The organism is Mycobacterium sp. NGS67, from assembly GCF_059812185.1.
In genome coordinates this window covers 1-742 of sequence record NZ_JCALCF010000082.1, presented here as the reverse complement: position 1 = coordinate 742, position 742 = coordinate 1, and the positions used below count along the sequence as shown (strand labels likewise).

The window sequence follows — 742 nt, the reverse complement described above, 5'->3', positions numbered from 1 at the left end:
GCGCGCGGTCGGTATCGACCGGGGCGTGAAAACCACGCTGGCGCTCTCGGACGGCACGATGCTGCGGGCACCGATCATGCGTAGCGGCGAGCAGAAGAAGCTCGCCAGACTGCAGCGTCAGCTTGCCCGCTGCCGCAGAGGCAGTGTCCGGCGTGGCAAGGTGAAAGCCCGGATCGCGCGGCTGCACGCCGAGGTGGCTGATCGGCGCCGGGACTGGGTCGAAAAGACCACCACGCGGATCGCTGCCACTTACGGTGTGGTGGCCGTGGAGAAACTCGCGACCCGCAACATGGTGCGGGCACCGAAGCCTAAACCCGACCCCGACAACGAGGGTCACTACCTGCCGAACGGGAAAGCCGCGAAAGCCGGTCTGAACAAAGGGATATACGCGAACTGCTGGGGTGTGATCGCCCAGCGGCTCGACCACAAGATGTCCGCGTCCGGCACCGCACTCATCGTGGTGCCGGCCGCGTACAGCAGTCTGGAGTGCCGCAACTGTGGACACAGCGTAAAGGAAAACCGCAAGAGCCAAGCGGAATTCCAGTGCGTGAGATGTGGCCACCAAGACCACGCGGACCTTCAGGCAGCCACCACCATCCTCGCCCGGGCTACCACGCCCGCGCACACCTCCGGGCCGGAGGCAACACCCGCACCCGCGGGTGTGCTCGCGCAAGCGAGAAGACCCGATGACGCGCAAGCGGCATAGGGAATCCCGCGATCTTCAGTCGCGGGAGAAGGTCAA

1 protein-coding gene is annotated in these 742 nt (G+C 65.8%); it reads left to right on the top strand.

What is annotated here, in order from left to right:
* Positions 1-706: RNA-guided endonuclease InsQ/TnpB family protein (locus tag AC5Y4D_RS27320; RefSeq protein WP_500038777.1), on the top strand; the 706-nt coding region annotated here is incomplete at its 5' end.
* Between the last annotated feature and the right edge of the window lie 36 nt (positions 707-742).